The 25040-nt window shown below is 65.5% G+C and carries 30 protein-coding genes; 14 read left to right on the plus strand and 16 right to left on the minus strand.

Going from position 1 to position 25040, the window contains the following annotated elements; translation table 11 throughout:
* A partial coding sequence (locus RSO01_RS27005) for an LLM class flavin-dependent oxidoreductase (protein WP_147153308.1) occupies positions 1-1008 on the minus strand: 1008 nt, incomplete at its 3' end.
* Positions 1009-1031: 23 nt separating this feature from the next.
* Positions 1032-1910, minus strand: coding sequence for an amino acid ABC transporter substrate-binding protein (locus RSO01_RS27010; protein WP_147153310.1), 879 nt, complete (start codon positions 1908-1910; stop codon positions 1032-1034).
* 73 nt (positions 1911-1983) lie between these two features.
* On the opposite strand from RSO01_RS27010, the gene RSO01_RS27015 reads away from it, so the two are divergent.
* The 4 genes from RSO01_RS27015 to RSO01_RS27030 all read left to right on the plus strand — a co-directional run bounded on the left by RSO01_RS27015 (position 1984) and on the right by RSO01_RS27030 (position 5195).
* On the plus strand, positions 1984-2424 hold the full coding sequence (locus tag RSO01_RS27015) for a VOC family protein (RefSeq protein ID WP_147153312.1): 441 nt from the start codon (positions 1984-1986) through the stop codon (positions 2422-2424).
* Between the two features lie 93 nt (positions 2425-2517).
* A complete protein-coding gene (locus RSO01_RS27020; RefSeq protein WP_147153314.1) occupies positions 2518-3057 on the plus strand; it encodes a peroxiredoxin in 540 nt (179 codons plus the stop codon).
* A 10-nt stretch (positions 3058-3067) separates the two neighbouring features.
* Complete coding sequence (ahpD, locus tag RSO01_RS27025; protein WP_147153315.1) at positions 3068-3619, plus strand: alkylhydroperoxidase, AhpD family; 552 nt, start codon at positions 3068-3070, stop codon at positions 3617-3619.
* A 76-nt stretch (positions 3620-3695) separates the two neighbouring features.
* The gene (locus RSO01_RS27030; RefSeq protein WP_147153317.1) at positions 3696-5195 is read left to right on the plus strand and encodes an aldehyde dehydrogenase family protein; all 1500 of its coding nucleotides are present in this window, start codon (positions 3696-3698) and stop codon (positions 5193-5195) included.
* On the opposite strand, the gene RSO01_RS27035 is transcribed toward RSO01_RS27030, so the two are convergent.
* Genes RSO01_RS27035 through RSO01_RS27045 form a run of 3 tightly spaced genes read right to left on the minus strand, consistent with a single transcriptional unit; the run spans position 5192 to position 7978 of the window.
* Positions 5192-6607 carry an amidase gene (locus RSO01_RS27035; RefSeq protein ID WP_147153319.1) on the minus strand — a complete coding sequence of 472 codons (1416 nt, stop codon included), beginning with the start codon at positions 6605-6607 and terminating at the stop codon, positions 5192-5194. The two genes, RSO01_RS27030 and RSO01_RS27035, sit on opposite strands and share 4 nt — an antisense overlap.
* Positions 6604-6801 carry a hypothetical protein gene (locus RSO01_RS27040; RefSeq protein WP_147153321.1) on the minus strand — a complete coding sequence of 66 codons (198 nt, stop codon included), beginning with the start codon at positions 6799-6801 and terminating at the stop codon, positions 6604-6606. Before RSO01_RS27040 ends, RSO01_RS27035 begins: the two co-directional genes overlap by 4 nt.
* A 10-nt stretch (positions 6802-6811) precedes the next feature.
* Entirely contained in the window at positions 6812-7978 is a 1167-nt protein-coding gene (locus tag RSO01_RS27045) for a thioesterase family protein (protein WP_246158853.1), read from the minus strand.
* On the opposite strand from RSO01_RS27045, the gene RSO01_RS27050 reads away from it, so the two are divergent.
* From RSO01_RS27050 to RSO01_RS27075, 6 genes are all read left to right on the plus strand, one after another.
* Positions 7899-8201 (plus strand): HU family DNA-binding protein, encoded by a 303-nt coding sequence (locus RSO01_RS27050; protein ID WP_147153325.1) that lies wholly within the window; start codon positions 7899-7901, stop codon positions 8199-8201. The genes RSO01_RS27045 and RSO01_RS27050 overlap by 80 nt on opposite strands.
* Before the next feature lie 144 nt (positions 8202-8345).
* Positions 8346-9125 (plus strand): YdcF family protein, encoded by a 780-nt coding sequence (locus RSO01_RS27055; RefSeq protein ID WP_147153327.1) that lies wholly within the window; start codon positions 8346-8348, stop codon positions 9123-9125.
* On the plus strand, positions 9125-10162 hold the full coding sequence (locus tag RSO01_RS27060; protein ID WP_170303389.1) for an ABC transporter substrate-binding protein: 1038 nt from the start codon (positions 9125-9127) through the stop codon (positions 10160-10162). The genes RSO01_RS27055 and RSO01_RS27060 overlap by 1 nt, the downstream gene beginning before the upstream one ends.
* Positions 10163-10171: 9 nt before the next feature.
* Positions 10172-11332: an acyl-CoA dehydrogenase family protein gene (locus tag RSO01_RS27065; RefSeq protein WP_147153329.1), complete on the plus strand. Its 1161-nt coding sequence runs from the start codon at positions 10172-10174 to the stop codon at positions 11330-11332.
* Positions 11333-11384: 52 nt separating this feature from the next.
* Entirely contained in the window at positions 11385-11933 is a 549-nt protein-coding gene (locus tag RSO01_RS27070; RefSeq protein ID WP_147153331.1) for a cupin domain-containing protein, read from the plus strand.
* Positions 11934-12003: 70 nt separating this feature from the next.
* Positions 12004-12846 carry a class I SAM-dependent methyltransferase gene (locus RSO01_RS27075; protein WP_147153333.1) on the plus strand — a complete coding sequence of 281 codons (843 nt, stop codon included), beginning with the start codon at positions 12004-12006 and terminating at the stop codon, positions 12844-12846.
* 54 nt (positions 12847-12900) lie between these two features.
* Here RSO01_RS27075 and RSO01_RS27080 read toward each other — a convergent pair whose 3' ends face one another.
* From RSO01_RS27080 to RSO01_RS27090, 3 genes are all read right to left on the minus strand, one after another.
* Entirely contained in the window at positions 12901-13827 is a 927-nt protein-coding gene (locus tag RSO01_RS27080; RefSeq protein ID WP_147153335.1) for a S1C family serine protease, read from the minus strand.
* A complete protein-coding gene (locus RSO01_RS27085; protein ID WP_147153337.1) occupies positions 13824-14351 on the minus strand; it encodes a hypothetical protein in 528 nt (175 codons plus the stop codon). The genes RSO01_RS27080 and RSO01_RS27085 overlap by 4 nt, the downstream gene beginning before the upstream one ends.
* An 82-nt stretch (positions 14352-14433) precedes the next feature.
* The gene (locus RSO01_RS27090) at positions 14434-14760 is read right to left on the minus strand and encodes a winged helix-turn-helix transcriptional regulator (RefSeq protein WP_147153339.1); all 327 of its coding nucleotides are present in this window, start codon (positions 14758-14760) and stop codon (positions 14434-14436) included.
* Positions 14761-14858: 98 nt separating this feature from the next.
* On the opposite strand from RSO01_RS27090, the gene RSO01_RS27095 reads away from it, so the two are divergent.
* The gene (locus RSO01_RS27095; RefSeq protein ID WP_147153341.1) at positions 14859-15338 is read left to right on the plus strand and encodes an anthrone oxygenase family protein; all 480 of its coding nucleotides are present in this window, start codon (positions 14859-14861) and stop codon (positions 15336-15338) included.
* Positions 15339-15347: 9 nt separating this feature from the next.
* Here the strand turns inward: RSO01_RS27095 and RSO01_RS27100 are convergent, their stop codons facing one another.
* Positions 15348-16034 (minus strand): DJ-1/PfpI family protein, encoded by a 687-nt coding sequence (locus tag RSO01_RS27100; protein WP_147153343.1) that lies wholly within the window; start codon positions 16032-16034, stop codon positions 15348-15350.
* Positions 16035-16111: 77 nt separating this feature from the next.
* On the opposite strand from RSO01_RS27100, the gene RSO01_RS27105 reads away from it, so the two are divergent.
* Positions 16112-17062 carry a GlxA family transcriptional regulator gene (locus RSO01_RS27105; protein ID WP_147153346.1) on the plus strand — a complete coding sequence of 317 codons (951 nt, stop codon included), beginning with the start codon at positions 16112-16114 and terminating at the stop codon, positions 17060-17062.
* 15 nt (positions 17063-17077) lie between these two features.
* Here RSO01_RS27105 and RSO01_RS47550 read toward each other — a convergent pair whose 3' ends face one another.
* The 5 genes from RSO01_RS47550 to RSO01_RS27125 all read right to left on the minus strand — a co-directional run bounded on the left by RSO01_RS47550 (position 17078) and on the right by RSO01_RS27125 (position 21318).
* Entirely contained in the window at positions 17078-17236 is a 159-nt protein-coding gene (locus tag RSO01_RS47550) for a hypothetical protein (RefSeq protein ID WP_170303390.1), read from the minus strand.
* A gap of 83 nt (positions 17237-17319) precedes the next feature.
* The gene (locus tag RSO01_RS27110; RefSeq protein WP_147153348.1) at positions 17320-17808 is read right to left on the minus strand and encodes a hypothetical protein; all 489 of its coding nucleotides are present in this window, start codon (positions 17806-17808) and stop codon (positions 17320-17322) included.
* A gap of 10 nt (positions 17809-17818) precedes the next feature.
* On the minus strand, positions 17819-19168 hold the full coding sequence (locus RSO01_RS27115) for an MFS transporter (RefSeq protein ID WP_246158849.1): 1350 nt from the start codon (positions 19166-19168) through the stop codon (positions 17819-17821).
* Between the two features lie 45 nt (positions 19169-19213).
* The gene (locus RSO01_RS27120; RefSeq protein ID WP_147153351.1) at positions 19214-20089 is read right to left on the minus strand and encodes a TauD/TfdA dioxygenase family protein; all 876 of its coding nucleotides are present in this window, start codon (positions 20087-20089) and stop codon (positions 19214-19216) included.
* Positions 20089-21318, minus strand: a complete 1230-nt coding sequence (locus tag RSO01_RS27125; protein WP_147153353.1) for a serine hydrolase domain-containing protein — start codon at positions 21316-21318, stop codon at positions 20089-20091. Before RSO01_RS27125 ends, RSO01_RS27120 begins: the two co-directional genes overlap by 1 nt.
* A 75-nt stretch (positions 21319-21393) precedes the next feature.
* Here RSO01_RS27125 and RSO01_RS27130 point away from each other — a divergent pair, with 75 nt between their 5' ends.
* On the plus strand, positions 21394-22293 hold the full coding sequence (locus tag RSO01_RS27130; RefSeq protein ID WP_147153356.1) for an SDR family NAD(P)-dependent oxidoreductase: 900 nt from the start codon (positions 21394-21396) through the stop codon (positions 22291-22293).
* A 178-nt stretch (positions 22294-22471) separates the two neighbouring features.
* Entirely contained in the window at positions 22472-23446 is a 975-nt protein-coding gene (locus RSO01_RS27135) for a Bug family tripartite tricarboxylate transporter substrate binding protein (protein WP_147153358.1), read from the plus strand.
* Positions 23447-23454: 8 nt separating this feature from the next.
* Here the strand turns inward: RSO01_RS27135 and RSO01_RS27140 are convergent, their stop codons facing one another.
* Both RSO01_RS27140 and RSO01_RS27145 read right to left on the minus strand, forming a co-directional pair.
* The gene (locus tag RSO01_RS27140; RefSeq protein WP_147153360.1) at positions 23455-24279 is read right to left on the minus strand and encodes a dienelactone hydrolase family protein; all 825 of its coding nucleotides are present in this window, start codon (positions 24277-24279) and stop codon (positions 23455-23457) included.
* Positions 24280-24361: 82 nt separating this feature from the next.
* Positions 24362-25039, minus strand: coding sequence for a hypothetical protein (locus tag RSO01_RS27145; protein ID WP_147153362.1), 678 nt, complete (start codon positions 25037-25039; stop codon positions 24362-24364).
* Between the last annotated feature and the right edge of the window lies 1 nt (position 25040).

The following is a 25040-nucleotide window of genomic DNA, read 5'->3' on the forward strand; positions in this document are numbered from 1 at the left end:
GCTCTTCGGAGCAAAACCCATGGCGCGGGCGAGATGCGTGTAGCTCGCCCGCCGCACCTCTTCGTCGTGGGTCCAGGTGACGACGGCCATCTCATCGACACCGACCTGGTTCTTCAGCTCTTCGATGCGGGCCGCGACCTCTGGTCCGGTGCCGACGAAGGAATCGCGACGGAAGCGCGCGACGCGATCCTGATCATAGGCCTCCAGCGCCTTGGCGGCGACATCGGGTGCATCCAGCGGCACGAGGATGCCGCGGTCGCGGTTCATGCGTGAGAGCGCGCGTGACGTGAAGTGGTACTGCGCCTCTTCCATGGTCTCGGCCGCCAGCGCCCAGACGCAGAGGCCGGAGCGCGGCTCGGGATGGCGCGCGCTTGGCCGGTACTTCTCCTTGTAGAGTTTTATGGCGCGCTCGCCGCCGGCGCCGTCGCTGAAGAACCAGGCATAGCAATAGGGCAAGCCGAACAAGGCGGCGACCTGGGCGCCATAGTCGGAGCTGCCGAGGATCCAGATCTCGGGTGCCGTGTCGCCCTGCGGGAAGGCTTTTACCGCCGCGAAGGGATGGCGATCGACCAGGGGCTCGTTATGGACCCAGGCAATGAGATCGCGGACGTCTGCTGGAAAATGCTCCGGCCGTTCGTTGGCGGCGGGATTGAGGGCAAAGGCGGTGCGGCCGTCGGAGCCCGGTGCGCGGCCAAGCCCCAGGTCGATGCGGCCAGGCGCCAGCGCATCGAGCACCCGGAACACCTCGGCGACTTTGAAGGGCGCATAGTGCGGCAGCATGATGCCGGCGCTGCCGATGCGGATGCGATCGGTCGTGGCGGCGATGGCTGCGATCACGATCTCGGGCGCGGTACCCACGATCGTCGGATGGTTATGGTGCTCGGAAACCCAGAAGCGCTCGTAGCCGAGGGCTTCGCAATGCTTGGCAAGCGCGACGGTGTTGCGGATCGACTGGTCCTGAGGGCGGTCGGCGACGGCGATCGACTGATCGAGAACGGAAAGACGCATACGCTGCAGATGGCCCGCTTCGGCTAATCCGGCAAGCCCGAGATCTGGAACAAGGCGTTCAGGAGGGGGCTCGGCGTCGTAAGCGGCCCGAAAGCCCCTTTGAAAACCTGGACAATCTCGCCGCGCCGATAGATGTGGCTCAGAGCCGTGTCGACCGCGAGGCGGAAATCGCTGTCGCCACGGCGCACGGCGAGCGCGATCGGCTCGATGCTGAGATAGGTGTCGGCCATCAGCAGGCTCGCCGCTTCCTTCTCCTTGCGCAGCAGGAAGGTGAGCGTCGCCCGGTCGGCGAAATAGGCTTCGACCTGTCCCTTGGCGAGAAGGTCGATGCCCTCCTGGTTGGTCTTCACCAGGACCAGCTCGGCATTGATCTGCGTGCCGGTCAGTGCGCGGCGCAGCTCCTGCTCGGTCGTGGTGCCGGGCAGCACGGCGACCTTCTTGCCGGCAAGCTGCTTCACGTCACGCGGGCCGTTAGGGCCGATGGCGAAGCTCGCGCCGTCGATGAAGATCGGGATGGAGAAATCGACCTTGGCGCGGCGCGACAGGGTCGCGGTCGAGGATTCGCAGAGCAGGTCGGCCTTGTTGTCGACGATGCTGTCGAACCGGTTCACCGAATTGACCGAAACGTAGGCCACCTTCAGGTCGGGAATCTTGAGCTGCTCCTTGAACTGGTCGGCGACGGCGCGACAGAGATCGACCGAGTAGCCCTGCGGCGCGGCGGTGGCCGGGCTGCCGGGCGCGATGTAGGAGAAGGGCGGCGCATCGGCATCGTAGGCGATGCGCAGCGTCTTGCTGGAGCGAATCTGGTCGAGGGTCGGTGGCGTCTGGCCGACGGCTTCGCCGACGAACCATACGGTGCTTGCCAGTGTCAGTGCGCCGAACGTCTTGGATAGTGCGCTCATCGTCTTCCCCCCGGATGGTCGGGAAACAATCCGACATCCGTGCCGTTGTGACTACAGGAATTGGAGAGGCATCATGGCCAAGCCTGCCTGCAAGGTGGTCGGCATCGACCACATTTCCATCCGCGTCAAAGACTACGAGAAGTCGAAGGCCTTCTACGGCCGGCTGTTCGACTTCCTGGGCTTCGAGATCTCCGACGAGTATCCCAGCACGATCGGCTGGACCAACGGCAAGACGCGCTACTGGATCGCGCCGGCCGAGGGCCGCAAGAGCTACCGCATCGGCGATGTCGGCCTGCACCACTATGCCTTCGAGCTGCGCAACCGGAAGGACGTCGATGCCCTGCAGGCCTGGCTCGAGGAGGAGGGTGTGAAGATCGTCGACCCGGCCGACGAGTACTACGAGGACTACTATGCGGTGTTCTTCCTCGACCCGGATGGCATCAAGCTGGAGGGCATGAAGTACGGTGAACTGACGGCGAAGCGAAAGCGTAAGTCATTGAAAAAGAAGGCGTAAATTTTTTCCTTGAAATAGTTCTGCGAATGACTTGCAATTCAGTGCGAGTGCAGCATATTTAGAAACGTTCTAATCTGTTTACCGGAGCGTTTCATGCTGACCATTGGCGACAAGTTTCCTTCCTTCGACCTCAAGGCGGTGGTGAGCACCGACGCAAAGACGGCCTTCAAGCAGGTGTCCGACAAGAGCGACGCCGGCAAGTGGAAGGTCGTGTTCTTCTGGCCGAAGGACTTCACCTTCGTCTGTCCGACCGAGATCGCCGCCTTCGGCAAGATCAACAAGGACTTCGCCGAGCGCGACGCGGTGGTCTACGGCGTCTCGACCGATTCGGAGTTCGTGCACCTGGCCTGGCGCCAGAACCATGCCGACCTGAAGGCGCTGCCGTTCGCCATGCTGGCCGACATCAAGCGCGAGCTGTCGCAGGAGCTCGGCATCCTCGACAAGAGCGAGGGCGTCTGCCTGCGGGCCACCTTCATCGTCGATCCCGAGGGCATCATCCGCTTCGTGTCGGTGAACGACCTTTCGGTCGGCCGCAACCCGCAGGAAGTGCTGCGCGTGCTCGACGCGCTGCAGACCGACGAGCTCTGCCCCTGCAACTGGCAGAAGGGCGACGAGGTCCTGAAGGCCGCGTAAGGAGCCAACCATGTCGATCGACGTCCTGAAGGACCGGCTGCCGGAGTATGCCCGCGACCTCAAGCTCAACCTCTCGAGCCTGGCGTCCGAGCAGCTTCTCAGCCCGCAGCAGAAAGCCGGCAGCTTCATCGCTGCCGCGCTGGCGGCGAACCACGCACCAACCACGCAAGCCGTGGTCGATGCTTTCGCGGGCGAGCTCACGCCGGAAGCGCTGAACGCGACCAAGATCGCGGCGTCGCTGATGGCGATGAACAACATCTACTACCGCTTCGTGCACTTGGTGCACGCGGCGGACTACAAGACCTTGCCGGCCAAGCTGCGCATGACTGCCATGGCCAAGCCCGGCGTCGACAAGGTCGACTTCGAGCTGTGGTCGCTGGTGGTCTCGGCCATCAACGGCTGCGGCATGTGTCTGGAAGCACACGAGAAGGTCTGCCGCGAGCACGGCCTTTCCGCCGAGCAGATCCAGGCCGCGGTGCGCATCGCCGCGACGGTCCACGCCGTTGCCCGCACGCTCAGTGCGGAAGAGGCGTTGGCCACACCGCTGGCCCAAGCGGCGTAGAGGGGGCAGCGTCGTCTTGTAGCGTCACGACATGCGGGCCAAACTCCGGGCCGTTTTTGGTACCCGGAGGACCCGCATGTCGATGACCGCCACACAAAGCAACCCGCAGGCTCACTCCGTTTCTCCCAAGGGCATGCTGATCGGCGGCCAATGGGTCGACAGCGCCTCGGGCGCGCGCCTCACCGTCGAGAATCCCGCCAAGAAGACCGCAGTCGCCCAAGTGCCGCGCGGCAACGCCGCCGACGTCGATCGCGCCGTGGCGGCTGCGACCAAAGCCTATGCCGAGTGGCGCAAGGTGCCGCCGCGCGAGCGCGGCAAGGTGCTGCTGAAGATCGCCGAGGCGCTGCAAGCGCGCACCGAGGAGATGGCGCGCACCATCGCGCTCGAGACCGGCAATGCGCTGCGCACTCAGGCGCGCGGCGAGGCCAACCTCACGGCCGACATCTTCCGCTACTTCGGTGGGCTGGGCGGCGAGCTCAAGGGCGAGACCATCCCGCTCGGCGAGCATGTGCTGTCCTACACCCGCCGCGAGCCGCTGGGCGTGGTCGGCGCCATCATCCCGTGGAACGCACCGGTCATGCTGGCCGCGCTCAAGATCGCGCCGGCACTGTGCGCCGGCAACACCATGGTGATGAAGGCGGCCGAGGACGCGCCGATCGGCGTGCTGCTGCTGGCCGAGATCTGCCAGCAGTTCCTGCCGCCCGGCGTGCTGAACCTGTTGACCGGCTACGGCGAGGAAGTGGGCGGGCCGTTGCTCAACCATCCCGGCATTCGCAAGCTCTCCTTCACGGGCTCGACCGAGGTCGGCAAGATCGTTATGCGCGCCGCGGCCGAGCGCATCGTGCCGGTGTCGCTTGAGCTCGGCGGCAAGAGCCCGTCGATCGTCTATCCTGACGCCGACGAGGACTGGGCGGTCGACGGCATCATCGCCGCCATGCGCTTCACGCGGCAAAGCCAGAGCTGCACGGCGGGCTCGCGGCTCTTCCTGCACGAGGACATCTTCGATTCCTTCCTCGGCAAGCTCGAGAAGAAGACGACATCGCTCAAGATCGGCGATCCGCTCGACGAGAAGACCGACATCGGCACGATCATCAACAACAAGCAGTTCACCAAGGTCTGCAAGTATGTCGACGAGGGCCTGAAGCGCTCCGACGCCAAGCTGGTGTTCGGCGGCCTGCCGCCCAAGAGCGGTCCGTTGAGCGAGGGTTACTTCGCCATCCCCACGGTGTTCGCCGATCGCTCGAACGACTGGCGGCTGGCGCGCGAGGAGATCTTCGGACCGGTGCTGGTGGCGATCCGCTGGAGCGACGAGGCCGAGGCGATCCGCATGGCCAACGACAGCCACTATGGCCTCGCGGCCTATGTCTGGACGCACGACATCGGCACGGGCCTCAGGACCGCGCATGCCATCGAATCGGGCTGGGTGCAGGTCAACCAGGGTTTGGGCCAGGTGCCGGGCATGTCCTACGGCGGCTACAAACAGAGCGGCATCGGCCGCGAGTTCTCACTCGAGGGCATGCTCGACAGCTTCACCCAGCGCAAGAACGTCACGGTGAACCTCGACGTGCGGCGCTAGGTCGGCACCTTCCGGTGATGATCGGTCGCGCCCTGGTAGGCGTGACCGATCCGATAGAGCAGGGCCTCGTCGAACGGCCGGCCGATCAGCTGCAGGCCGATCGGCGCGCCGTTGCTGTCGAAGCCGCACGGCACCGACAGCGCCGGCAGTCCCAGCGTGTTGAACGGCCGCGTCAGCCCGGTGAAGCGCGCCACCATCTTGAGCGTCGCCGGCCCACCCGAGGCTTCGACATCGGTTTCCTCGAGGGTCGGCACGGGGAAGGGGATGGCCGGCAGCAGGACGGCATCGACGCCATCCATCGCCTGCGCCAGGAACTCGCGCACGAAGTGGGCGCGTAGCCGCAGTGCATCGATGTACTGCGTCGCCGGGATGAAGTAGCCCGCGTCCGTGCGCGTGCGCACCTGGTTGGCGTAAGGCGCGTCGGCCTCCATCCATGGCCGGTGCATGGACGCCGCCTCGCACTTCACAATCACTTCTGCGGACCGGTAGAGATCGGTGAAGTCGGGCATCGTTGCCGGAACAATGGTGGCGCCGAGCTTGCCCAGCGCATCCGCTGCGGCCTGCATGGCAGCGCCGATCTGCGCATCGATCGGCACCAGCGCCTCGGGTAAGGCGAAGCCGATCCTGAGGCCGCGCACACCGCCCTCGAGCAAAGCCTCGTAGTCCGGCACCGGCTTTTCGCTGGTCGTTGAATCGTCGAGATCGTGGCCGGCGACAACGGCCAGCATGCGGGCGTTGTCGCGCACGGTCCGGGTGAGCGGCCCGACATGGTCGAGCGTCCAGGAGCGGGGCACCGCGCCGGCGCGGCTGACGCGGCCGTAGGTCGCCTTCATGCCGACGACGCCGCAGGCCGAAGCGGGCAGGCGGATCGAGCCGCCGGTGTCCGAGCCCAGCGCACCATAGACCATGCGCGCGGCGACCGACGCGCCCGACCCGCTGGAGCTGCCGCCGGTGACGCGCTTGTCGTCCCAGGGATTTCGGCAATGGCCGTGATGCACGTTGTGCCCGGTCGGGCCGGCGGCAAACTCGGCCATGTTGAGGAAGCCCAGCTCGACCACGCCTGCAGCATCGAGCTTCTGCAGCACCGTCGAGGTGACGGGCGCCACCCAGTTGCGGCGGATGGCGCTGCCGCCGGTCGAGATCTCGCCGGCGCGGTAGTACATGTCCTTGTGCGCCATCGGCACGCCGTGCAGGGGCCCGCGCCGCTTGCCGGCGGCAAGTTCCTTGTCCAGGACGCGCGCCTGCTCAAGCGCCTTCTCCTTGTTGAGACGCAGGAAGGCGTTGGTGCGCGGCTGCCACACTGCGATGCGCGCCAGGCAGGCTTCTGTTGCCTGCAGCGAGGTGATGCGGCCGGCGGCGATGGCGTCGGCGATCTCACTGAGATCGCGCAGGGCAAGATCGTCGTTGATCATTTTGCTTCCTTCGCGAGCACGCTGGCAAAGGCAGCGGGATCGTCGTCGAAGGTGAGGCGCTGGTTGGCGGCCTTACGGACCGCTTCGTTCAGTACTTCGACTTCGGCTGCGATCTCGGCGAGGCGTTTGTCGTCGTAGCTGAGCCCCTGGAGCTGCTTGGCGATACCGGCGGCAAGCCGGATCTTGTCGTCCATGAAACCTCCTTCAAGCCGCGAGGCGAAGCTGGCGCTCGCCGAGGCGCTGCTGGTCTTCCGTGGTGAACGTCATGGTCTTGCGGATCTTCTGATCGAGCTTCATGCCGACAGCCTCGGCACAAGCAGCAAGCGTGCCGGTCTCGGCCTCGAACAGGAAGTGCGTGAAGGTAAGCACCTTGTCGGAGAACGCGGCAAGCCCGCTCATCACCACCACCAGATCGCCGGCACGCAGCGGACGACGATAGTGGTTCAGCATCTCGACGACGACCGAACCTTCCTGTCGGTTCTGCATGGCGGCGCGATCGAAGCCAAGATGGTTCCACAGCAGCGGTGCACCGTCGGAGTAGCGACCGAACTGATGATGCGGCAGGAGCTCGCCGTTCTCGTCGCACTCGGCAGGCGCGATGACGCTGCGGCCGATGTCGATCAGGCCGCGTCCTGCGGCATCGTCGAGCGTCAGGTCTGGCAAGTCGAGCTTGCCGACACTGCGAGGCCTGGCGTTGTCAGGGAGCGCCACGATCGCCTTCCCGGCTCGCGCGCGGAACGCGTCGGGCCACGGTCGGTCGCAGTCGATGCGCCGGCGCACCGTTGCCGCGACGGTGCCGTCGGATGGATTGCGGATCTCGTGATAGGCGAGCAGGTGGCGCTCGCCGACCTCGATCGGAGCCGACAGAACCTGCACGGGATCGACCTCGCGGAACTCGCGCAGGTAGCGGAGGTGGTCGGAGGCGACGCGGACGTCCAGCGCGGAGGCGCGCCGGGCGCGTGGTCCGAGACCGAGCGCGGCCAGCAAGTGAGCCGACGCCTCGTGGCCGAACTCGGTATAGAACTGGACGTTCAAATGGTCGTTTTCATCGCACTGCCAAGTGTTCACGGCGGTGCTGAAAGTCGGGATCAGGCCAGGGCTCGACACGCTACGCGCTCTCTGCTTTCTGTGGATGACTGCTTCAAATGGCCGAAAAAGCCCCATAAATCGACATTTTTCGTGCATTGGGGACTTGCGGGGGATCGATTCGTGGATAACCTTGGGCACGTCAACGCTGTCCTGGGGCGTCAGGAAGACGTTGGCGAACGAAAAACCTAAGGGACCCCTCATCATGGCTACCGCAACCAAACCGTCTGCTCCAACCGTCCCGCTGTCGAAGGTGGCGGCCGAATTGGCCGAAAAGACGGGCATGACCAAGAAGGACGCCACCGGCGCCCTCGACGATTTCGTCGGCCTGGTCGTGAAGCATCTCAAGAAGGGCAACAAGGTCCGCATCACGGGCCTCGGCATCCTTCAGGTGCGCAACCGTCCGGCGCGCATGGGCCGCAACCCGGCGACCGGCGAGGCGATCAAGATCAAGGCGTCGAAGAAGGTTGCCTTCCGCGTCGCCAAGGATCTCAAGGAAGCGATCTAGGCCTCATCGATATCCTCGACGGGGAAAGATCGGGCGGGTCCCGGCGCGAGCCGGGCCCGCCCTTCTTTTTGTGAAGCGAACGACGGTGCGGGAACTCTTTGCGGGGCGCGAGCGAGCCTTGTATAGCCGGGCGTCTCGCCCTGTATGGATACTTTCACGCTCCTGAAATATCTGACCCAGTTCGCCATGCCGCCGGCATCGATGGCTGTCGGATTGTTGTTGGGTGGCATACTGGCGCTGGTGGGTCTGCGCCGACTGGGCGTGCTGGTCGCCGCGCTGGCCGTCGGTGAGACCCTGGTGATGGCATTCCCTCCAGTGTCCGACGCGCTGCTCGAGCCCCTGCAGGCCAAGGCGCGGGCGGCGGCGGCCGAGGCGCCCGCCTGCTGCTACGACGCGATCGTGGTGCTGGGCGGCGGCGTGACGCCGGCGGCGCCGCCTTTCCTCATGGATCCGGACCTCGCCGACGCCGCTGATCGCGTCTGGTATGCCGCCCGGCTCTATCACCGCGGTATCGCGCGCCGCGTCATCGTGAGCGGCGGCTCGCTGCTCGCCGGGAACAGCGAGCCGGCGAAGACCGAGGCCGAGGCCATGCGCCGATTCCTGGTCGACCTGGGCGTGCCCTCGGAGGCGATCGTCTCCGAAGGCAATTCGATGAACACGCTCGAGAACATCCGCAATGTGCGGCAGATGGTTGGGGAGGCGCGCGTGGCGCTGGTGACGTCGGCCTTTCACATGCCGCGTGCGCTGAAGATCGCGCGCCAGGGCAACCTCAATGTCGGCGCCTTTCCCACCGACTGGCGCCTGCCGGCCGAGGCGCGGCCGTCCTGGGACAACTGGGTGCCGTCGATCGCCGCCATGGCGTGGTCGAGCATCAGCTTGCGCGAGCACGTCGCCTTGCTGCTAGATCGCCGCGGAGAGATTTGATGACCAGCGCTTCCTGTCGTCTGCACCGCCGCACCGCCCTTCGTCTCACGATGGGCCTGGCCGCGACCGGCCCGTTGCTGCTGCCGATCGGCCGCCGCCCGCACGCCCAGACGCTCGACAAGCTCAGCATCCAGACCGACTGGCGCGCCCAGGCCGAGCATGGCGGCTACTACCAGGCGATCGCCGCGGGTCTTTATCGCAAGGCCGGCATCGAGTGCGATGTGCGCCCGGGCGGACCCAGCCTCAACATCAGCCAGCTCCTCATGGCCGGCCGGGTCGACATGACCATGTCGGGCAGTTTCGAGGCCTTTACCTTCGTCCGCGAGAACGCGCCCTTCTTCACCATTGCCTCGATCTTCCAGAAGGATCCCCAGGTCCTGATCGGTCATCCGGACACGGGTTTCGATTCTTTCGAGAAGCTCAAAGGCCGGCAGATCATGATTGGCGCCGGCGGGCGCGTGACCTACTGGCCTTATCTGCGCCAGAAATACGGGCTCTCCGACAGCCAGCTCAGGCCCTACAACTACAGCCTGGCGCCGTTCCTCGCCGACAAGAACCTGATCCAGCAAGGTTTCCTCTCGTCCGAACCTTATCCGATCACCCAGGCGCTCGGCCTGCCGCCGTCGGTGCTGCTGATCGCCGATGCGGGCTACACCCCCTACCAGAACACGATCGCGATCTCGCGCAAGCTGGTGGAGGAGAAGAAGGATCTCGTGCAGCGCTTCGTCGACGCCACGCTCGAGGGCTGGGCGCAGTACATGAAGGGCGGGCCTGCCATCGAAGCAGCCAATGCGATGATCAAGCAGGCCAACCCGGAGCAGACCGACGACCGCCTCGCCTATGCCCTCAAAGTGTTGAACGAGCGCGGTATCGTGATGTCGGGCGATGCGCTCAAGGACGGCATCGGCGCCATGACCAGCGAGCGCTGGCAAAGCTTCTACGACGCCATGGTGGCGGTCGGCGTGCTGCCGCCGGGACTCGACGTCAGGCGCAGCCATACGCTGGAATTCGTGAACAAGGGTATCGGAAAGGCATAGGAGAGCGGCATGTACCAGGTCAGTGAAGAACATCGGATGCTGCGCGATCTGGTGAAGAAGTTCGTGCGCAACGAGCTGATGCCTCTGGAGAAGAACATCCTCGACCGCTTTGCTTCCGGTCAGCCGGCCGCGCTGTCGGACGAGGAGAACAAGAAGCTCTTCAAGCAATGCAAGGATCTCGGCCTGTGGGCGCTCGACGTGCCGGAGGAGGTGGGCGGCGCCAACCTGCCGTGGACCGCGTTGGTCGGCGTCAACGAGGAGCTGGGATACACCGCCGTCCCCTTCACCTTCCCGCCGGACTCGCCCAACCTGCATATGCTGCTGGCGACGGCTAGCCCCGAGCAGCGCAAGAAGTACCTGGAACCCTACGCCGCCGGCGAGACGACGTCGGCCATTGCGATCTCCGAGCCCGGCGCGGGCGGCGATCCGGCCGGCATGAAGACGCGCGCGGTCAAGGACGGCAACGACTGGGTGATCAACGGCCGCAAGATCTGGATCAGCCGCATCGCCAAGGCCGACTTCACCATCGCCATGGCGGTGACCGATCCGGAGAAGGGTTCGCGCGGCGGCATCACCGCCTTCCTGGTCGACAAGGGCACGCCCGGCCTGGTCGTGGCGCGCGCCATCCCGATGCTGGCCGGCCAGCGCACCTACGAGGTGGTGTTCGAGGATTGCCGCGTGCCCGACACGCAGGTGCTCGGCCGCATCGGCCAGGGCTTTGCGCCCATGCAGCTTCGTCTCACCGTTCGCCGCCTGCAGATGGGCGCGTGGTGCATCGGCATGGCGCAACGTGCGCTCGACATGCTGGTCGACCACGCCAACCAGCGCGTGACCTTCGGCGAGAAGCTCGCCGATCGCCAGGCCATCCAGTGGTGGGTGGCTGACGCGGCAACCAAGCTGCATGCCTGCCGGCTCATGGTGATGGACGCCGCAGTCAAGCAGGACGAAGGCCGCGATGTGCGTATGGAGGCCTCGATGATCAAGGTCTTCGCCACCGAGATGGCGACCGAGATCATCGACCACGCCCAGCAGGCGTTCGGCGCCATGGGCGTCACCCAGGAGCTGCCGCTGTCGTGGCTGGCGCAGAAGGTGCGCACCATGCGGGTCTATGAGGGTCCGTCGGAGGTCCATCGCATGGTGATCGCGCGGCGCATCCTGGGCGGCCGTTGACAGTCGACCGCCGGCAGGCCGATGCTTTCGGCCTGCTCGGATGGAGTGCCAAATGACCTACACGCTCGACGCTTTCATCAAGGACGCAAAATCGGCCCTCGAGGACAACGAAGGTCCGGCCGGCCGCGAGAAGGTGCGCGTGCTCCTGGAGAAGCTTTTGACCAACAAGTCCTTCGTCGACGAGGCGGTGGGACCGGCCGCACCGATCGGCACGCGCAAGCTCTACGAGGACAAGGATCTCGGCTTCGTTGTGCTGGCGCATTGCAATCCCAAGCCGCATAAAAGCCCGCCGCACGATCATGGCAGCTCTTGGGCGGTCTACGGCCAGGCGATCAAGTACACCGACATGAGTGAGTACAAGCGGCTCGACGGTGGCGAGGGCGAGGGCGCGGCCAAGCTCGAAAAGGTCAAGAGCTATCGGCTGGAACCCGGCCATGCCGGCGTCTATGACGTCGGCGCCATCCACGCCATCGATTATCCCGAGGGCAGCCGCTTCGTGCGCGTCACCGGCCGCGATCTCGACTACGTGCAGCGGCTGAAATTCGATACCGCCGCCGGCAAGGCCATCACCATCGAGAGTGCGACCGCCGGCCGCGCGTAGCATTCGGGTTCTCACAGATCGGTCATCGCCGTTGCGTTGACCGTTCGTGTCGCGGCGGCGAGTTTCCGCCATGGATTCCCGAGTCGAAAACTACATTCGCCGCGGCAGGTTCTACATCGACGGCTGGCTGCACAGCGAAGCGGCACAAATCGTCGTCGCCTTGACCGAGCGCCAGCGATCGCTCGGCATCGCCGGCGGTGTCGCCGAGATCGGCGTTCATCACGGCAAGCTCTTCATCTTGCTCTACCTGCTTTGCCAAGCGTCGGAAAAGGCGGTCGCGATTGACCTGTTCGAGGATCAGCACCTGAACATCGACAAATCGGGCAGCGGGGACCTCGCGAAGTTCCGCCGCAACCTCGAACGGCACGCCGACAACGCGCGACTGGTGCTGCATCAGGGCAATTCGATGGATCTTTCCGGCGCCATCCTCACGCGACTGGCAGATGGACCGCTGCGTTTCGTCAGCGTCGACGGTGGCCACACTGCGGAGATCACGGCGCATGACCTCGCTACGGCCGAAGCGGCGATCGCCGAGGGCGGCGTCATCGTGGTCGACGACGTGTTCAACGAGCAGTGGCCTGGCGTCGGCGATGGCGTGCGTCGCTACTTCGAGCGCCAGCCCAACCTCGTTCCCTTCGCGATCGGCGCCAACAAGACTTATTTCTGCCGGCCATCACACCGTGGCATCTATCACGATGCAGTCGCGGCAACGGGATCGACTTCCACGACCACTGAGTTCCTGGGCCAGCCTGTCGCCTTCCTCCAATTTTTGCGTCCAGGATTGAAGGACAGGGTGGCTGAGTCGCCGGCTTGGCGGCGTCTGCGTACGACTCCGATCGGCCTGCCGTTGCGCTGGGCCTGGCATACAGGCCGCACCTTGCGGCGCGGCCTTACGCGCAACGAAGACTTTTAGTTCGGGACGGCGCTGATCTCGTGCGCAGACCGCGGGCGGGGCGCCCACGGTCTCTTAGCGGTTGGCCGATTCCTCGCGCTCCTGCGCGTACTCCTCGGCAGCGATGGCGAAATTAAGGTTCTGGCCGCCTCTGAAATGGAATGTGGTGATACCGAGCAAATGCCCGCGGGCGTCAAACAGGCCACCGCCTGAAGAGCCCGGCGAGATCGGTGCCGAGGTCTGAACAACTCGAGTCTGGTTGAAGACGCGCTTCGACGAGACGATGCCTTCGGCCGCCGTCAACTCAAGGCCCTGCGGTGTGCCGATGGTGATGGCGCGTTCGCCGACTTTGATGTCGTCGTAGGGGCGCACAGCGACCCATTTGGCGAGCTTGGTGTCTGTGCGCAACACGCAGCGATCGGCGTCGGCATTGCGCGAGATGACCTTGGCGGGCATCTCGTCCTTGGCGCGCGCGATCTTGACCTCGGCCAGGTCCCCTGTGACGTGACAGTTGGTCAGAAGTTCGTTGTCGCTGATCGCCACTGCCGAACCGAGACGCCGGTCGGCCTTGACGACGTAGACAGCGCCGGACGCCTTGTCGAATACCTCATCGGCCCGCAGGTCGGCGCCGTCGCGGGTTTCGAGCTTGAGCGCGCCGGTCTTGCCGGAATCGTCGATGGGCGAGGCCTTGGCCGCTTTTGCCTTCGGTTGTGGACGGGCAATCTGCTCGTCGGAGAAGCCGGATGGCGCGGACGGTAGATCGTCGATGCGCGGCCGCGGCCGCACGCTGGAGTCGGGCACACGGTTCAGCATCAGGCTGCTGGCCATGGCGAAGAACAAGCCGGGGTGCTTTTCCAGCGTCGCGTCGGTAACGGTCATCTCCATGACGATCGACCCGGCCTGGTGACACTTCACCTTCAGGTAGTTCTTGCCGTCGCCACGGTTGAACACGGCGGCGAACCAGTTGTCCGCGCGGACGCGCACCGCGGCACCGGCAGTCACAGAAGGATAGTAGCCGCCCAAGGTCTGGCAGGTCGGATAGCCGGGATGAAGGCGATCGACTGGGTGATCGTGCCTGCGGCGTAGTAGTAGAGCGTGCTGCCGTCGATGTGTGGCGTGCCGAAGCTCGCGAGCTTGGTCGGCACGCCGATTGCGAAGCCTACCGCGGGGTCGCGCAGGATAGACCAGCCGACGGAGTCGCGTTCCTTGAGGGCGTCTTTGACGAGCTGAGCCGTTTGCTCGTCACTCAGCCTGTCAGTCTGCTGGTAGCCCTTCGACTTTTGCCAGGCCTGGGTCCCCTTGCGCACCGCCACGCTGAGTTCTCCCTTGAAGAAGAAGTCGAGATGGCCGGTCCATACCAGGGCCTCTCGGATGTCGGCCGGGGTTATGGCGTCGGCAGGGGGGCCATCGTTCCATCGGTAGGGAAACACACCCATCGTCTGGGCCTGGACGGCGCTGCACAGCAGCATGCCGAGGGTGGCTGCAGTGCGGCCGAAAACACGAAGCGAGGCAGACGGGATGGGCAAAACGCGGTTCTCCCTGCGCCATTTTCATCCATGCGTGTCGCGCGGCCCACCATCGCTTTGTATCAAAAGCGTCACCGTGATCTCAGGCGCGGCGGCGTCGCTGGCCGTTCGCCTCGCCCCAGACTTCCATGGCGTCGAGAATGGGGCCGAGGGTCAGTCCTTTCCGCGTGAATGAATATTCGACGTGAGGCGGCACGCTGTTGTGCACCGTGCGCGCCACGATGCCGTCCTGCTCCAGCGCGCGCAGTTGCAGGGTCAGCATGCGCTGGGTAATGCCCGGAACCAGCCGGCGCAGTTCATTGAAGCGCCGCGGCTGATCCTTGAGATGGAACAGGATGGTGGGCTTCCATCGCCCGCCGATCACCTCGACCGTCGCCGCCACTGCGCACCAGGGTGTCTTGGTCGCCATGTCGTCTCCATGTTTGGCACCCAGTATAAAAATTGTGCGTACTTATGCGAAGGGCACTGCCGTGATAGCGGGAACCGTCGTCTGTCGGAGGCTTCGTCGTGATCAGCCACGTTGTCTTTGTGCTTATCTTCGCCGCTGCCATCGGCTGCGGCCTCGTTGCGGGAATCTTCTTTGCCTTTTCTTCCTTCGTCATGGCGGCGCTGGGTCGCCTGCCGTCGGATCACGGTATCGCCGCCATGAACGCGATCAACGTCACTGTCATCAATCCGGGTTTCTTCCTGGCCTTCTTCGGCACGGCAGCGCTCTGCCTGGCGGCGTCAGCTGGTGTCGCTTTGCGATGGACGGCAACCAGCGGCACGCTCGTGCTGCTGGCGAGCGTGATCTACCTCGTCGGCTGCATCGGCGTGACGATGCTGCGCAACGTGCCGCTGAACAATGCCCTCACGGCGGTGACTCTCGGCACACCCGAGGGCACCGCCTTGTGGACACGTTATCTCAGCGAATGGACCATGTGGAACACGGTACGCGCCGTGGCTCCGGTGCTGTCCGCGATCCTGTTCACCGCGGCGCTGCTCTGACGGTGCCCGTCAGTTGAGCCGCGCCGCTGCCTCGGCATTGGCCTTGCACCGGCTCTCGAGCAGGGGCGCCAGGCGCTCATAGATGCGCTTGACCCGCTCGGGGCCGGCCTTCTCCGGCGAGCCGGCATCGAACGGCGGCTGCGGATCGTACTCAAGCACAAGTTGGATCGACTTGGCGACCTCCTCGCCGGCCAGCTCGGCCGCCACGGTGAGACCGAAATCGATTCCAGCGGTTACGCCGCCACCCGAGATGCGGTTACGGTCGCGCACCACGCGCTCGGCGACCGGCGTGGCGCCGAAATCCTTCAGCATGTCGCGCCACGCCCAGTGGCAGGCCGACTTGTAGCCCTTGAGCAGGCCCGCCGCGCCCAGGATCAGCGAACCGGTGCAGACCGAGGTGACATAGCGCGCCTTTGCCGCCTGCTTGCGCAGGAAGTCGAGGGCCTCGGGATCGCCCATCACCGCGACCTGGCCGCCGCCGCCGGGCACGCAGACCACGTCGAGCTGCGGGCAGTCGGCGAAGGTCGTGGTCGGTACGATCGAGAAGCCGGCATCGGTCGGCACCGGATCGCGCGTCTTCCAGATCATATGCATCTGGGCTCCCGGCACGCGCGACAGGACCTGCGCGGGGCCGGTGGCATCGAGCTGGGTGACGTTGGGATAGAGCAGAATGCCGATCTGGATGGGCTCAGCCATGGGGACCTCCGTGATTGCCCGTACCTTAGGCATGGATCGCATTGGCAGAAATGACAAAAAAGGTCTATTTTCTGCCAATGCCCAAACACCGCATCTTCATCCTGGCCTATGAAGGCTGCCAACTTCTCGATGTCACCGGCCCCGCCGCCGTGTTCGGCGCGGCCAATGAAGGGCATGGCCAGGACTTCTACGATCTCGTCATCGTCTCACCCGGTGGCGGCGCGGTGACGTCCAACTGCGGCGTGGCGATCCAGAGCCGCAAGATCGGCGGCCAGCCCGACACCTTGCTGGTCGCTGGTGGCTCTCTCGGCCTCAAAGCGACGATGGCGCGCGACGATCTGCGGCGCTGGCTGTGCTCGGTGGCGCCCAAGGCGAGACGCTTCGGCTCGGTGTGCACCGGCGCATTCGTGCTGGCGGCAGCCGGGCTTCTGGATGGAAAGCGCGTAGCGACACATTGGGCACATTGTGAGCGCCTGGCCCGAAAGTTCCCCGCGCTCGAGGTCGACGCCGATTCGCTTTACGTCGTCGACGGCAAGGTCTGGACCTCGGCCGGGGTCACGACAGGTATCGACATGGCGCTGGCCCTGGTCGAGGAGGATCTTGGCGCGGCCACGGCGAATCTGATCGCACGGCACTTCGTGCTCTACGCACGTCGGCCCGGTTATCAGTCGCAGTTCAGCCCACTGCTGCAGGCACAGACCACGGCAGAGGCACCCTTCGGCAAGCTGATCGACTGGATGCAGGAGAACCTGGACCAGCCGCTCGACGTGCCGACTCTCGCGGCCCGCGCCGGCCTGACCGAGCGCAGCTTCTATCGCAAGTTCACCGAGGCCACCGGCAAGACGCCGGCGCATTTCGTCGAGGGCCTGCGGCTCGACGCGGCGCGCACACTGCTGACGCGAGGCCTCCCCATCAAGACGATTGCCGGCAAGGTCGGGCTGACCTCGCCGGCGCGACTGGGCCAGGCCTTTGAGCGCCGCTTCGGCATGGCGCCGTCATTGTTCCGCGAGATGCACCGCGCGGCATGACGCTCGCGCTGTTCGTTACATGCCGCTACCGCTGCCGCCCATGCGCTGCATCATCTCGTCGTGACGATGTTCCAGTTCGTTGACCGACGGGTCTGACGTCTTGCTCGTGGTGGCGCAGCCGCAGAGCTGCAACAGGATCAATGCGGCGAGAGCCGAGATCGATCGAAGCGACATCGTCGCCCCCTTCGTTTCCGACCCAGCATCGCAGCTGGCTGCGCGGCCAGCCAATCACGAGTGCGATAGCGGCGATGTTGCCTCTAGCCGGAGCTCGTCTCATGGATCTTTTGCAGGACTCGGCTCTCGAATTCCTCGACTGAGCAGTCGATTTCACAGGCGACGGCGCCGCAACGATCGCATCGGCATTCATATCGATCGGCAGGCCGGGTAGCGCCGACGTGCTTGAGCACGAGACGATTCCCGCAGCGCAGGCAGTAGGGGCTCAGGTCCTGCACGCCGCCTGATGCGTCGTATGACCAACGCCAGCGGATATTGAAGAAGTTGTCCTGAGTGCTGATCGGCGAGGGGCGGCGACTGTTGCGTGTGGGGCGCAAGCCGGCGCCGAGCAGTCCGGCGACGACGATCGCGCAAATCGCAAAAATGCCGAGCAGCCAGTTCGGCACGAGCGTCGAGGCGGCGAGGAAGTACCAGAGGTCGCTCAGCCATCCGCCGAGGTCCGACCACAGCCCGAGGAAGTAGCCGACGACCAAGGCGACGATGGCGGCCGCGGCGACAAGCTTGGCTGGCACGACGGCGTCCCTAATGCCTCAGCCGCAGGCTGCCGATCACCAGCGCTGCGGCGGCGAAGACGGCGCCCAGCCAGATCGCGGCGCGGGCGGCATCGGCGGCGCCTCCGCTGGAGAAGTCGAACAGCCCGAACACGACCGCGACCAGGGCGGCGCCCAGGGTCTGCCCGAACGTACGCGCCGTGGCGATGATGCCGCCGGCGCTGCCGCTGCGCTCGCGCGGCACGGAGTTCATCATCAGGCGGTTATTGGGCGAGGCGAAGACGCCGAAGCCCGCACCGCACAGGACCAGTCGCCACATGATGTCGGCGCTCGACGGATTCTCCGGCAGCAGCGCCGTCAGGACGAGGCCGGTGGTCATGCTGGTGAGGCCGATGGCGCCCAGCAGGCCGGCATGATGCCGGTCGGCCAGGCGGCCGGCGATCGGCGCGACGGTGGCCAGCGCCAGCGGCCATGCTGTCAGCAGGATACCAGTGCTCGTGGCGTCCCGACCCAGCACTGTATGAAAGAAGAACGGCAGGCTGACGAACGCCAGGCCTTGGGCTGTGAAGGTGCAGGCCGCTGCGGTGATCGAGAGCGAGAAGATGGGGCGCTTGAAGACGTCGATCGGCATCATCGGATCGGCCAGCGTCTTCTGCCGCAGGACGAAGAGCGTCCCCAGGACGGCCGCAGCGACGAATTCGGAGGCGACGATGAGACGATGATGACCATGCGCCAGTCCGTCGATGCCGAAGATCAGGAGGCCGAAGGTGGCGCCCGACATCGCTGCCGACGTCCAATCGAAGGGTCGATGGGTGTGGCTCGTGCGCGGCAGGTACCGCTCGGCCAGCACGAAAGAGATAAGTCCGAGCGGCGCGTAGACGGCGAACAGATACGGCCATGGAGCGATCGACAACACGGCCGCTCCGATCGAAGGGCCGGCGGCCAGTGACGTGGCGACGACGGTCGTGTTGAAGCCAAGGCCGCGGCCGAGTTGGGCGCGTGGGTAGATGGCGCGCACCAGCGCCGGCTGGACCGACATGATGGCGGCACCCCCCAGGCCTTGCAGGGTGCGCCCCAGCAGCAGCCAGGGCAGCGACGGCGCGAACGCGCAGCCGATCGAGGCCAGCGAGAACAGCACCAGGCCGATTCGGTAGACGTGGCGGTAGCCCACGATGTCGGCCAGCGCCGCCACAGGCAGCAGCGAGATGATGAGCGCGATCTGGGTGGCGTTGACGATCCAGATCGAGCTTTCAGCCGTGATGTTCAGGTCCTTGGCGATGTAGGGCAGCGCCAGGTTGGTCATCGAGTTGCTGAGCACCGACATCATCAGCCCGATGGTGATGGTCGCCACCGCCAGCCGGCGTGGCCAGCCAGGGGGCATTCCGTCGGGAAGCGGTACTGATGCCGGAGCCGGTGCAGCCATCTCTTATTGCGGCACCGTCGGCAGGTCGCCGCCGATGGTGGTGCGCTGCATGAAGCGCTTGTACTTCACCGTGTCGTAGTACGTAGCGCGGTGCAATACCGCACGGTTGTCCCACACGATCACGTCGCCTTCGCGCCAGGCGTGCGACAACCGGAACTCGGGCTGGTCGGCACGCTGCGAGAGCTCGTAGAGCAGGGCCTCGCCGGTCGCCCGCGGCCAGCCGACGATGAACCCGGCATGGGCGCCGATATAGAGGGCGCGCCGCCCGTTCACCGGATTGTCCCGGAACAGCCGCTGCTTGACCGGCGGCAGCTCGGCGATCGCCTTGGCGCTCAGGATGCCCTTCTGGACACGGTCGCGGGAGTACTGCAGCGAGTGCTCGGCGATCAGGGGATGGATGGTCGCCTGCAGCGCCGGTGGCAGGGCATTCCATGCCGCGCGCATGGACAGGAACTCGGTGTTGCCGCCCTCGGGCGGGCAGACGCGTGCGGTCAGGATCGAGCACAGCGAGGGCACGTGCTTGAAGGAGGAGTCGGAGTGCCAGAAGTAGTTGGCCTTCTGGTAGATCATGCGCATGTCGTCGGGCGGGATCGGCTCGCCCGTCATGATGTCGAGGTTCGACTGGCGTTGGAACTTGGTGCCGGCGGCGGGATTGGAGCTGCCGGTCGTCTCCAGCGGGCCGAACAGCTCGCTGAACTGGACCTGCTTCTCGTCGTCCATCGGCTGATCGCGGAAGAGGAGCACCGAATGCTCCTCGAACGCGGCGCGGATCGGCCCGAACTCGCGCGCCGACAAGGGACGCGTGATGTCTATGCCGCTGACCTCCGCCCCGAACAGGGGGTGGACCTTGGTGACCTTGAGGGGGCCGGTATTTCTCATCAGTCGACGATCGCCTGATAGGTGAGCACGCGCAGCTCGCGGCGGATCGGATAGGTCGAGGAAGGCATGAGCTGCGTCAGCAGCACCACCGCCATGTCCTCGGCCGGATCGCACCAGAAGGCGGTCGAGGCCGCACCGCCCCAGGCGTACTCGCCGGGCGTGCCGAGGATATGCGCCTTGGCCGGATCGATCATGACCGAGAAGCCGAGCCCGAAGCCAACGCCGTAATAAGTCGATTCCGAGAAGCGCGGCATGCCCATGTCGGCCATGTCGCCCTTGAGATGGTTCATGGTCATGAGCTCGACCGTCTTGCGGCCGAGCAGGCGCGTGCCGTCGAGCTCGCCCTTGTTCAGCATGAACCGGCAGAAGCGCAGATAGTCTGCTGCCGTCGACACCAGGCCGCCGCCACCGGAGTTCACGGCGCGTGGGGCGAGATAGCGGCTCTTGCCGGGGTCGTCGATCAGCTCGAGGTTGCCGCCGGGTCCTGCTTGGTAGTTGGCCGCGAAGCGCTCATGCTTGTCGGCCGGCACATGGAAGTCGGTGTCGACCATGCCGAGCGGCGCAAGAACCTTTTCCTTGAGATAGGTCTGGAAGGGCTGGCCGGAGATGACCTCCACCAGGTAGCCCAGCACGTCGGTGGCGACGCTGTAGTTCCACGCCTTGCCGGGCTGGGCGATCAGCGGAAAGGTCCCGAGCCGCTCGACGAGATCCTTGAGGCTGGTCGTGGCGGTCTGGAAGTCGACGCCATTGGTCTTGGAGCGATAGAGCGCGTCGACCGGATTGCTCTCCATGAAACCGTAGGTCAGGCCCGAGGTATGGGTCAGCAGGTCGCGGAAAGTGATCTCGCGCTCGGCCGGTACGCTGTCGATCTTGCCGCGGCTGCCGCCGGCATAGACGCGCGGATTGGCAAAGGCCGGGATGAACTTGGAGATCGGATCGTCGAGCTGAAAGCGGCCTTTCTCGTACAGCATCATGATCGCCGTCGAGGTAAGCGGCTTGGTCATGGAGTATATGCGGAAGATCGTGTCCGGCCGCATCGGCCTGTTGCGCTCAACGTCGGCCTTGCCGGCCGTCTCGGCGAAGGCAAGCTCGCCGCGGCGCATCACGACTGTCACCATTCCCGCCAGGCGGCCGCTGTCGACCCAGCCGTTCATCCACTTGCGAACGCGATCGAGCCGCGCTGCGGAAAGTCCGACCTGTTCGGGGGCTACGAGCGGCAGCGTGTCCATGGCGATCCTCCTTGCGTGAGCCGCCAGACTAGCGCAGGAAATCGCCTGCAGACACGCCAGAAACGGGAGGGAGCGATGGCAAGATTGTGCGAGGGCCGCGTGGCAATCGTGACGGGCGGGGCGCGCGGCGTCGGCCGGGAACACTGCCTGATGCTGGCCGAGCACGGTGCCAAGGTCGTGGTCAATGACCTGGGCGGCGATCGCGCCGGCAAGGGCAATGACGTCGGCCCCGCCCAGCAGGTCGTGAATGAGATCAAGGCCAAGGGCGGCGAGGCGGTGGCCAACGGCGACGACGTCTCCGACTGGAACGGCGCCAAGCGCATGATCGACCAGGCGGTCTCGGCCTTCGGCAAGCTCGACGCAGTGGTGCTGAACGCCGGCATCCTGCGCGACCGGATGCTGGTCAACATGACCGAGGACGAATGGGACGCTGTCATCAAGGTGCATCTCAAGGGCACCTTCGCCCCGGCGCGGCATGCCGCCGCCTACTGGCGTGATCAGGCCAAGATCAAGGGCGGGCCGGTCGATGCGCGCATCATCACCACGACCTCGGTGTCGGGCATCTACGGCAACATCGGCCAGACCAACTACGGCGCCGCCAAGGCCGGCATTGCGTCCTTCACGGTCATCGCGGCGCGCGAGCTTGGCCGCTACGGCATCACGGTGAACTCGATTTCGCCCTCGGCCTTCACACGCATGACCGAGGACCTGCGCACCTACACGGAGGAAGACAAGGAGACGCGCAGTCCGAAATGGATCGCGCCTGTCGCCACCTGGCTGGCGAGCGAGGAGAGCCGCGAGATCACCGGCCGCGTCTTCCAGGCGGGCAACGGCCAGTTCGCCGTCGCCGAAGGCTGGCACAAGGGACCGGAATCCAAGCCGATCCTCGACCCGCGCGCCGCGGGCAAGATCCTGACCGAGCTCGCCAAGAAGGCGCGCAAGAACGCCGGCATGAATGGACTGGATCTCGACTAGCCTGGGCAAGGATCAGGTACGACCTCACCCTGAGGAACCGCGCCCCTCGAGTACCTCGGGGTAAGCTCCACGCGGCGTCTCGAAGGGTGGGCAACGAAGGGGACTGCGGCCCACCCTTCGAGATGGCGCTTCGCGCCTCCTCAGGGTGAGGTCTTTTGTCGAGAGGGAGGACGAGATCATGAAGAAGGTGAACCGCCGCAGCGTCCTGGCGGCGAGCGCGGCCGCGTCCCTGTTCCCTGGAGCGCTGCGCGCGCAGTCCTGGCCCAGCAAGCCGATCAAATGGGTGGTGCCCTACACCGCGGGCGGGCTGACCGACGTGGTGACGCGGCTGACGCTCGAGAAGATGAATGTTGGCCAGAACTTCGTGGTCGACAACAAGCCCGGCGCCAATTCGCTGATCGGCGCGGAGATGGTCGCCAACGCGGCACCTGACGGCTACACCTTCCTGACGGTGATCGCGGCCCATGCCGCCAACAAGACGCTCTATGCGGGCAAGCTGAAGTTCGACCTCGTGAAGGGCTTCGCGCCGATCTCGCTGGTCGCCATTGCACCGATCATGGTGTCGGTGTCGAACTCGCTGCCGGTCAACAACATGGCCGAGTTCATCGCCTACGCGAAGAAGAACCCGGGCAAGATCTCATTCGGATCATCCGGTGTCGGCGCTGCTGCCCATCTCACCAGCGAATTGATCAAGCAGGTCGCCGGGATCGACATGGTGCATGTTCCCTACAAAGGCACGGCGCCGGCGCTGGCCGACCTTGTCTCGGGCAACATCCAGCTGCTGCTCGACGTTCCGATCGGCGTGATGTCCCAGGTGCGTGCCGGCAAGATCAAGGCACTGTGCATGCTGTCGAAAGAGCGCGTGCCCGGCGCGGAAGAAGTGCCGACCATCGTCGAATCGGGCGGGCCTCCGATCGAATCCTCGTCCTGGGTGATGTTCCTGGCTCCCGCCGGCACGTCTCAGGAGATCATCGATCGGCTGGCCGCCGACGTTGCCAAGGCGGTCAAGGACGAGGCGCTGCGCAAACGCCTGGCTGAGCAGGCGGTCGTGCCGGTGGGTGCCACGCCCGCCGACACGGCCAAGTTCCTGCAAAGTGAGATCGACAAGTGGGAGAAGGTCATCACGACTGCAGGCGTGAAGGTCGAGTCCTAAAGCCTACTCTAGCGCCCGAACGCCGCGCGGAGCGCTGCCATCGTCTCGGTCCACGCGGCGCGAGTGGCCGCTTCGTTGTATTCGATGTGATGGCCGAACGAGGTCACCGGTTTGTCGCGCGCAAAATTGAAGCCATAGTAGGCGCCAGGATAGACAACGAGCTTGACCGGTGACCCCTCACTACTGCGTCTTGCCACGGCGTTGCGACAATCGCGCGCCGGCGTCCAGTCGTCGAGTTCGCCGATCATGATCACCGTCGGGGCGGCAACGGCGATATCGCCGCACAGTGGATAGTAGGCGACAGCCGCACGGAAATGACGGTCGAAGAGCGTTCCGGCGCCGTTCAGTTCGACGGCCGACAAGGCCACCATCGCCCCCTGCGAGTAGCCAACGACGGCGATACGGTCGGCATCGACGAAACGCTGCTCGGCGAGGCAAAGCAAGGCGCCATAAGCATCCATGATGCGGTCGACGGTCGGACCTTCCCCCGTGCAGCGATGGCGGACGCCGCGCGGCCCAAAGCTGTCGACGATCAGAAGAACGTAGCCGAGGGCCGTGAAGTCAGCCCCGAATGTGTCCTCGACGGCACGCGAGAAGCGGCCGCCGCAGCCATGCAACATGACGACGGCCGGAAATGGACCATCACCAGCCGGTCGGTACAGCTCTCCGGAAAGTTCTATGCCTGGCTGCTGAGCGATCGTCTCACCGCGTTCGCGAGCGAGGCGCTGCTGCAGCGGCGTCGGCGGCGTCGTGGCACTGGGGAAATGAACGCTCTCGGCGGCCGCTTGTGTCGCGAACAGCGCAATGGCCAGCCAGAGCAGAACGTGGCGCATGACGACCCGAGATTAGGGCGCACCGTGCGCCCGCACCAGAGTGGCCGACGCCCGGCTTGCGGCGCGGGCGCCGGCCTCAGCGTCAGTTGGCGGCGAAGCAGTAAAGCAGGCCAGCACCGCCCGTTGCGACCAGGGACGCGGCATCGCATGCCCGCGACGGGTGCGAGGCGTTCCACGACTTCGACGCGTCGTCGTCGCGCAGGCCCATGCGGTCGGCATGCCCGACCATGGCATTGCCTTCGCCGCTCTTGGTCCAGTTGCCGCAGGTCATATCCTTGTCCGGCGGGAACGCGGTCCCATCGGCCTGCGAGCCGGTCAGGATGTCGTGCTGGTTGACCGTGTAGAACCGGCTCGGGATCAGGCGGCCGGTCTCGGCAACGTTGGTCTCGGCGGTGATCTTGTTGTTGGGCGAGTGCAGGTCCTCGACGCTGGTCGCGATGACGACGCCCTTGGCGTTGGTCCAAGGGCCCTTGCCGATGCGGTCCTTGGCGTTGACGGCGGTGGCGCCGCCGACGGCCTGGGTGCTGAGATAGGCACGCCAGGTCTTGCTGCCGGCGCCGGCCTTGGTGGCCAGCGCCTGGCAATGGCGGTCGGCGCCCTCGAGGCCGCCGAAGTTGGCGCCTTGCGATCCGCCGACGCTGGTGATGAAGAACGTCATGTCGGGAAATTGCGGCGGCGGTTGCTGGGCCTGCGAGCCGCCGGTGAACGCCAAGGCCGCCGTGGTCATGGCCAGCGCGGCCACCTTGATCTCTCTGCGCATC

Source organism: Reyranella soli, assembly GCF_007992495.1.
GTDB classification, from domain to species: Bacteria; Pseudomonadota; Alphaproteobacteria; order Reyranellales; family Reyranellaceae; genus Reyranella; species Reyranella soli.